Below are 7773 nucleotides of genomic sequence, written 5' to 3'. Positions count from 1 at the left end.
CCCGACCTCGCCCCGCGCGCGGGGAGAGGTTAGAGACGGTGGTATCGCTCTAGTTACACCGCACGCTTCATGGCGTCGGCAAGATCGGTCTTCTCCCAGGAGAAGCCGCCGTCGGCGTCCGGGGTGCGGCCGAAATGGCCGTAGGACGAGGTCCGGGCGTAGATCGGCTTGTTGAGGTCGAGGTGGGTGCGGATGCCGCGCGGGGTCAGGTCCATCACCTCGGCCACGATGGTCTCGAGCTTGTCCTCGGCGACCTTTCCGGTGCCGTGGGTGTCGATGTAGATCGACAGCGGGCGCGCCACGCCGATCGCGTAAGCGAGCTGCAGGGTGCACTTGTCGGCGAGGCCGGCGGCGACGACGTTCTTGGCGAGGTAGCGCGCCGCATAAGCGGCCGAGCGGTCGACCTTGGTCGGGTCCTTGCCGGAGAACGCACCGCCGCCATGCGGGGCCGCGCCGCCGTAAGTATCGACGATGATCTTGCGCCCGGTCAGGCCGGAGTCACCATCCGGGCCGCCGATGAAGAACTTGCCGGTCGGGTTGATGTGCCAGATCGTCTTGTCGGTGATCCAGCCGGCGGGCAGCGCCTGGCGCACATAAGGCTCGACGCAGTCGCGAACCTGGTTCGAGGTCAGATCCTCGACGAGGTGCTGATGCGACACCACGATCTCGCGGACATATTGCGGCTTGCCGTTCTCGTACTGGATCGTCACCTGGCTCTTGGAGTCCGGGCCGAGCACCTTCTCCTTGCCGGAGTGGCGGGCTTCCGAGATCAGCCGCAGGATCTTGTGGGCGTAGAAGATCGGCGCCGGCATCAGATCGGGGGTTTCGTTGGTGGCGTAGCCGAACATGATGCCCTGGTCGCCGGCGCCCTCTTCCTTGTTGGTGCCGGGCTGCAGCGCGTCGACGCCCTGCGCGATGTCGGCCGACTGCGGATGCAGCAGGATCTCGATATCGCAGGTCTTCCAGTGGAAGCCGTCCTGCTCGTAGCCGATGTCCTTGATGGCTTCGCGGACGACGTGCTCGATCTGCTCGTTGGTGACCGAGGCCGGGCCGCGGGTCTCACCGGCGATCACCACCTTGTTGGTGGTCGCGAGCGTTTCGCAGGCGGCACGGATCGCCCACGGATCGATCCCGGCCTTCGGCCCTTCGCGGTAGAACAGATCGACGATCTCGTCGGAAATCCGGTCGCAAACTTTGTCCGGATGGCCTTCGGACACGGACTCACTCGTGAACATATAAGACGCGCGCATCACCAACCCCTTGTCCGCCGGACCCCGGCGGTGTTTTCGTGAAAGATACCTATCCTGAGAGATGTCAGTCGCGCCTGCGCGAGATGACGTAGGATTCGTCGTTGAACCAGAGACCGCTGTGCTTGCGCAGAACTTCTCTGGTGGCTTCCAAGTACTGGCCGTCCCGAGTCACTTCCGTGAGCCGGTCGTCCTCGATCTGCGCGACATACACCGCGGCATTCCATGCTGCAAAGGCCGTCGAATTGCCGATCGGTCCGGTGACCTCATTGGGCAAAGCCTCCATATCGTAGCGAAAGATCGAGCGGTTATCGGCGTAGGCATTGAAGTTCAGGTCTCTACCAGCCGAGCCGAGCTCGTATTTGACCGCGCGCAACAATTCGTGGCGGCTGACCGAGAACGGGTTCTCGTCCGGCCAGATCGATTGGACGATTTCCAATCCGGGATCGTGGCCGTGGGAATGGATGCCGATCAGCCGGCCGCCGGGGCGCAGTGCGCGGGCCAGCGGCGCGATGATCCGCTTGGCCCGGAAGTTGACGGATGATTTCGCCCGGTAGGGCTGCGAGGCGATGATCAGGTCGAAATTCGCCTCGGTGCGGCCGGCGCGCGGGATCACGGCGTCGAGCAGGAAGCGGTGGTCCTCGCGGTACAGCACGATCGCGACCGGGCGCTCGTACACCGGCATCCCGGTGCGCGGGCTGACATTGGCGCGCCAGTTGTCCTGCAGGAACGGCGCCAGCTCGGCGATCTGGGTCTCGAATTCGCCCGAAGAGCCCCCGCGCAGCGCCACCTCGTGCCAGATCATCCCGGCGGCAGCCGCGGAGGACGCCGGCGTCAGCCAGGGCGCTTCGGCATAGTTCATGTTGGTGAATACGAACACCGAGGCCGGGTGCTCGAACAGCCGGTCCGGCACCTTGTCGAGCGTCAGCCGCAGGTCCTCGACGCTGAGCTCCTTGCCGGAGACGTAGAACGGTATCTGGGGGAACCGCCCATGCATCGCACGCAACACGCGCGCCAGAACCGTGCCGTCCCCGCACCCCGCATCGAACACGCGCAGCGCGGGCGGGCGGGGGTGAATGTTGGCGAGCTCCAGCGCGACGCGGTCCGCCACCACCCGCTTTTCCCCGCAAGTGTGGACGAACAATAGATATTTCTGGCGGTTCTCGAAAAACCGGAAGTTGCTGCGCGGGTCCCGCCGCTCCAGCGGCACCACCAGCCCCCGCGGCGGCGGCGCAACGCCCAGCCCAGCAGCAACAAACGCCTCAATCCGCTCCAGAGTGTCCAGGGTAATGCGTTTTCCCTCGCGCAGCCGGTACACCAGCTTGCCGTCATTGACCGCACGCCGGCCAAACGTCGTCTCGGCCATCCCGGCCTGACGGCAATAGTCCGATATCCGGTTGAGAAGCTGGTCGTTATTCATGTAACGGCGGGGTGGGCAGTTCCACTTCGGTGAAGTCCCATAGCACGCATTTCCCACCGCCGGAAGGGCGACGATGAGATGAGTACCATCGATAAATCGGTGCAAATCCGATTCAGCACCTAATAGTCTGTCATTGGGAAACAGCAATCCATCTGCTAAGAGGCGGGCGAGCCCTGGAACGGCTGGGTAGCCTACGGAACGGATTGAGCGATGCGCATCACGATGATTGGGACCGGTTATGTGGGGCTGGTGTCTGGGGCCTGCTTTGCGGACTTCGGCCACCAGGTGACCTGCGTCGACAAGGATGCCGGCAAGATCGCTGCCCTGCATCGGGGCGAAATTCCCATTTACGAACCGGGACTTGACGAGCTGGTCGCAGCCAACGTCAAGGCCGGGCGGCTCGACTTCACCACCGACCTGACCGCCCCAGTGGGCGAAGCGGACGCTGTGTTCATCGCCGTTGGCACTCCGTCGCGGCGCGGGGACGGCCATGCGGACCTGTCCTATGTGTATGCGGCCGCAAAGGAAATCGCCGCTGCCCTAAAGGGATTCACCGTTGTTGTGACGAAGTCGACGGTCCCGGTGGGCACCGGCGACGAGGTCGAGCGGCTGATCCGCGAGACCAATCCAACGGCCGACGCGGCAGTGGCCTCGAACCCCGAATTCCTGCGCGAGGGCGCCGCCATCCGCGACTTCAAATTCCCCGACCGGATCGTGATCGGCACCAATGACGAACGCGCACGCAAGGTGCTGGGCGAGATCTACCGCCCACTGTCGCTGAACCAGGGCCCGCTGATGTACACCGCGCGGCGCACCGCCGAGCTGATCAAATATGCCGCCAACGCGTTCCTGGCGACCAAGATTACCTTCATCAACGAGATGGCCGACCTCGCCGAAAAGGTGGGCGCCGACGTCCAGGACGTCGCTCGCGGCATCGGTATGGACAACCGGATCGGCTCCAAATTCCTCCACGCCGGCCCCGGCTTCGGCGGCTCGTGCTTCCCCAAGGACACCCGCGCGCTGGTACAGACCGCCCATGATCACGACGTGCCGGTGCGGATCGTCGAGGCCGTCCTCGCCGTCAACGACAACCGCAAGCGCGCAATGGCCCGCAAGGTCTCGCACGCACTCGGCGGCAACATGCGCGGCAAGACCGTCGCGGTGCTCGGCCTGACCTTCAAGCCGGATACCGACGACATGCGCGAGGCACCGTCGATTCCGCTCGTCACCGGCCTCACCGACATGGGCGCCCGGGTGAAGGCGTTCGATCCCGCTGGCATGGCGCAGGCCAAGGCGGAGCTGCCGGATATCACCTATTGCGAAGACGCCTACGACTGCGCCAAGGGCGCCGACGCGCTGGTGATCGTCACCGAGTGGGTGCAATTCCGCGCGCTCGATCTGCCGCGGCTGAAAGCCGCAATGGCCCAGCCGATCGTCGTCGATCTGCGCAACATCTACCGCCCCGCCGAAATGGCCGAGCACGGCTTCGACTATCACAGCGTCGGCCGCGGCGACGCGTAGTTACGCCGCCGGCGCTGCTGATTTTTGTAGCGCCGGCCGCTGCCGCACGGCACCCGCTTCTCCGATCTCCATCCTGCTTGCTGATCGCGCCGCATCAACGGCAGCGGCTGCGCGCACTTGCGCAACACTATTGACCGACCGTTCGGTTAAGCTTTACGATCAGCAGAAAGCATAAGGTGCGATCGGCGCGGTCGGCGTCGTATACAAGGCACCGGGATTGGATCAGGCCAAAGACGCTCGCAAGAAGCGCAGCCTGCAACGGAGGAAACAGATTCATGTCTCGCTACACGCATGTCCTGCGCAGCTTCGCCGTCGGCGCGACGGCTCTGGCGTTGTCCAGCTTCTCGCTGATGCACGGCGCATTGGCGCAATCCACCATCAAGCTCGGCTCGGTGCTGTCGATCACCGGCCCCGCGTCGTTCCTCGGCGATCCCGAGGACAAGACGCTGAAGATGTATGTCGACAAGATCAACGCCGCGGGCGGGGTCGACGGCAAGAAGATCGAACTCGTCGTCTATGACGACGGCGGCGACGCCAACAAGGCGCGCACTTTCGCCACCCGCTTGGTCGAGGACGACAAAGTGGTGGCGATGATCGGCGGCTCGACCACCGGCACCACGATGGCGATGATCCCGGTGTTCGAGGAAGCACAGATCCCGTTCATCTCGTTTGCCGGCGCGGTCGAAATCATCGATCCTGTCCGCAAATACGTGTTCAAGACCCCGCACACCGACAAGATGGCGTGCGAGAAGATCTTCGAGAACATCAAGGCGCGCAAATTCACCAAGGTGGCGATGATCTCCGGCACCGACGGCTTTGGTTCGTCGATGCGGGCGCAGTGCCTGAAGGTCGCGCCGAACTACGGCGTCAGCATCGTGGCCGAAGAAACCTACGGCCCGCGCGACAGCGACATGACGGCACAGCTCACCAAGATCAAGGCTGCCCCGGGCGTCGAGGCGGTGGTCAATCCCGGCTTTGGCCAGGGCCCGGCGATCGTCACCCGCAACTACGCGCAGCTCGGCATGTCGTCGACCCCGTTCTACCAGAGCCACGGCGTCGCCTCGAAGAGCTTCATCGAGCTCGCCGGCCCCGCAGCTGAAGGCGTGCGGCTGCCCGCCGCCGCGCTGCTCGTTGCCGACAAGCTGCCGGATAACGATCCACAGAAGAAGGTCGTGACCGAGTACAAGGCGACTTACGAAAACACGACCAAACAGCCGGTCTCGACCTTCGGCGGTCACGCTTACGACGGCCTCTACATCCTGGTGGACGCGATGAAGCGGGCGAAGTCGGCTGATCCGAAGAAGGTGCGCGACGAGATCGAAGCCACCAAGGGCTTCGTCGGCACCGGCGGCATCGTCACCATGTCGCCGACCGATCACCTCGGCCTCGACCTGTCGGCGTTCCGGATGCTCGAGGTCAAGAACGGCGATTGGATGCTAGTAGCGCCGGGCAGCTGAGCAAAGTCGGATGTCATTCCGGGGGCGCGGGCACCCGTCCGCGAACCCGGAATCTCGACCTAACAACTTCTGGATTCCGGGTTCGCGCGTTTCACGCGCGTCCCGGAATGACGAGAGCTCTGGGCGATCTGCCGCGCGTTCCATCGATCTGAAAGTCACTCCCGCGCCATGTCCGAACTGCTGCAATTCTTGATCTCGGGGCTGACGGTCGGAGCGGTGTATGCGCTGGTCGCGCTCGGCTTCACGCTGGTCTATCACGCCTCCGACGTCGTCAATTTCGCCCAGGGCGAATTCGTCATGCTCGGCGGCATGGTCACCGTGTTTGCGTACGCGGCTGGCGTGCCGCTACCGCTGGCAGCCCTGCTGGCGGTGATCGTCGCCGTGGTGGTCGGGCTGCTGCTGTATTGGCTGGCGATCGCACCGGCGCGCGGCGCCTCCGCGGTGTCGCTGATTATCATCACCATCGGCGCCTCGATCCTGCTGCGCGGCGCGGCCCAGATCGTGTTCGATAAGCAATTCCACAAACTGCCGGCCTTCTCCGGCGAGACGCCGATCCACCTCTTCGGCGCGGTGATCCAGCCGCAGAGCCTGTGGGTGCTCGGCGGCGCGGCCCTGGTGGTGCTGACGCTGTACTACGTGATGGAGCGGACGCTGATCGGCAAGGCTGTGGTCGCCACCGCCGCCAACCGGCTCGCGGCGCGGCTGGTCGGCGTCAACGTTGCCACCGTGATGGCGCTCGCCTTCGGCGGCTCGGCCGCGATCGGCGCCATCGCCGGAATCCTGATCACCCCGATCACCCTGACCAGCTACGACGTCGGCACGCTGCTGGCGCTGAAAGGCTTTGCGGCCGCGATGCTCGGGGGCATGGGGAACCCGCTCGGGGCCGTGATCGGCGGCCTGTTGCTGGGCCTGCTGGAATCGTTCGGCGCCGGCTACGTATCGTCAACCTACAAGGACGCCATCGCCTTCATCGTCATCCTCGCCGTGCTGTTCGTCGCGCCGCAGGGGCTGGTCGGCCGTCGCACCGTCGAGCGGGTTTGAGTGATGCTGAACCTGTTCGGACGCCGGTCCGTCATTCTGGTCACGCTCGCCGTCGTGATGGCGGTGCTGCCGCTGCTGTTTCCATCGAGCTATTACTTTCGGGTCGCCTCGCTAGTCTGGGTGTCGGCGCTTGCGGCGATCGGGCTCAACATTCTGATGGGCAAGGCCGGCCAGGTCAGCCTCGGCCATGCCGGCTTCTTCGGCATCGGCGCTTATGCGGTGGCGATCGGGCCGGCGCATTTAGGCCTCAACGCGCTGCTCGCGGTGCTGGTCGGCGCTCTGCTCTCCGCCCTGCTCGCTTTTCTGGTCGGCCGCCCCATCCTGCAGCTGAAGGGACATTACCTCGCCATCGCCACGCTCGGACTCGGCGTGCTGGTGGCGATGGTGATCACCACCGAAAGCGGCTGGACCGGGGGGCCTGACGGCATGCCGGTGCCGAAGCTCAGTCTGTTCGGCTGGCGCGTCTCCGGCTCGAACACCTGGTACTGGATCACGGCGGGGCTGTTGCTGATCGGCACCTGGTTCGCGCTCAACCTCGACGACACGCCCACCGGGCGTGCCTTCCGGGCGCTGCACGACAGCGAGATCGCCGCGCGCACCGCCGGCGTGCATGTCGAACGCTTCAAGCTGCAGGCCTTCGTCATCGCGGCGGTGTACGCCTCGATCGCCGGCTCGGCGCTGGCGATGATGAACGGCTTCGTCAATCCGGATCAGGCGGGCTTCCTGCATTCGGTCGAGCTGGTGACGATGGTAGTGCTCGGCGGCCTCGGCTCGATCGTCGGCAGCATCGTCGGCGCCGCGGTGCTGGTGGTGCTGCCGCAGCTGCTGACGGTGTTTCAGGACTATGAGCATTTCCTGCTCGGCCTGATCATCATCGTGTCGATGATCTTCATGCGCGACGGCATGGTGCCGATGCTGGCAAAGCTGACGATGAGGGCGCGGCGATGACGCTTCTGAAGGTGAGCGACGTCGGCATCGCATTCGGCGGCGTCAAAGCGATCGACGGCGTCGGCTTCACGGCGGCGCCCGGCGAAATTCTGTCGATCATCGGCCCGAACGGCGCCGGCAAGACCACGCTGTTCAATGT

General features: G+C 64.9%; 7 protein-coding genes. 5 read left to right on the top strand and 2 right to left on the bottom strand.

Annotated elements, in window-relative coordinates:
• Window positions 1-53: 53 nt before the first annotated feature.
• Both metK and DYI24_RS16660 read right to left on the bottom strand, forming a co-directional pair.
• Window positions 54-1250: a methionine adenosyltransferase gene (gene metK, locus DYI24_RS16665; protein WP_107345697.1), complete on the bottom strand. Its 1197-nt coding sequence runs from the start codon at window positions 1248-1250 to the stop codon at window positions 54-56.
• A 64-nt stretch (window positions 1251-1314) separates the two neighbouring features.
• Complete coding sequence (locus DYI24_RS16660) at window positions 1315-2667, bottom strand: hypothetical protein (protein ID WP_164573095.1); 1353 nt, start codon at window positions 2665-2667, stop codon at window positions 1315-1317.
• Between the two features lie 210 nt (window positions 2668-2877).
• Between DYI24_RS16660 and DYI24_RS16655 the strand changes: the two genes are divergently transcribed.
• From DYI24_RS16655 to DYI24_RS16635, 5 genes are all read left to right on the top strand, one after another.
• A complete protein-coding gene (locus tag DYI24_RS16655) occupies window positions 2878-4188 on the top strand; it encodes a UDP-glucose dehydrogenase family protein (protein ID WP_164573094.1) in 1311 nt (436 codons plus the stop codon).
• Between the two features lie 275 nt (window positions 4189-4463).
• Complete coding sequence (locus DYI24_RS16650) at window positions 4464-5645, top strand: ABC transporter substrate-binding protein (protein WP_164573093.1); 1182 nt, start codon at window positions 4464-4466, stop codon at window positions 5643-5645.
• A 168-nt stretch (window positions 5646-5813) separates the two neighbouring features.
• A complete protein-coding gene (locus tag DYI24_RS16645) occupies window positions 5814-6686 on the top strand; it encodes a branched-chain amino acid ABC transporter permease (RefSeq protein WP_164573092.1) in 873 nt (290 codons plus the stop codon).
• Window positions 6687-6689: 3 nt separating this feature from the next.
• Entirely contained in the window at window positions 6690-7634 is a 945-nt protein-coding gene (locus DYI24_RS16640; RefSeq protein ID WP_164573091.1) for a branched-chain amino acid ABC transporter permease, read from the top strand.
• Window positions 7631-7773: ATP-binding cassette domain-containing protein (locus DYI24_RS16635; protein WP_164573090.1), on the top strand; the 143-nt coding region annotated here is incomplete at its 3' end. The genes DYI24_RS16640 and DYI24_RS16635, both read left to right, overlap by 4 nt.

This window comes from Rhodopseudomonas sp. BR0C11 (genome assembly GCF_010820945.1).
Taxonomy (GTDB): domain Bacteria; phylum Pseudomonadota; class Alphaproteobacteria; order Rhizobiales; family Xanthobacteraceae; genus Rhodopseudomonas; species Rhodopseudomonas palustris_H.
The sequence above is the reverse complement of the archived record's forward strand: the minus strand, read 5'-3'. Positions and strand labels throughout refer to the sequence as shown.

What these genes read in the sequence shown, in the direction of transcription:
- DYI24_RS16650 (WP_164573093.1), top strand. Translation starts at nt 4,464, where the DNA reads ATGTCTCGCTACACGCATGTCCTGCGCAGCTTCGCCGTCGGCGCGACG.
- metK (WP_107345697.1), bottom strand. Translation starts at nt 1,250, where the DNA reads ATGCGCGCGTCTTATATGTTCACGAGTGAGTCCGTGTCCGAAGGCCAT.
- DYI24_RS16660 (WP_164573095.1), bottom strand. Translation starts at nt 2,667, where the DNA reads ATGAATAACGACCAGCTTCTCAACCGGATATCGGACTATTGCCGTCAG.
- DYI24_RS16655 (WP_164573094.1), top strand. Translation starts at nt 2,878, where the DNA reads ATGCGCATCACGATGATTGGGACCGGTTATGTGGGGCTGGTGTCTGGG.
- DYI24_RS16645 (WP_164573092.1), top strand. Translation starts at nt 5,814, where the DNA reads ATGTCCGAACTGCTGCAATTCTTGATCTCGGGGCTGACGGTCGGAGCG.
- DYI24_RS16640 (WP_164573091.1), top strand. Translation starts at nt 6,690, where the DNA reads ATGCTGAACCTGTTCGGACGCCGGTCCGTCATTCTGGTCACGCTCGCC.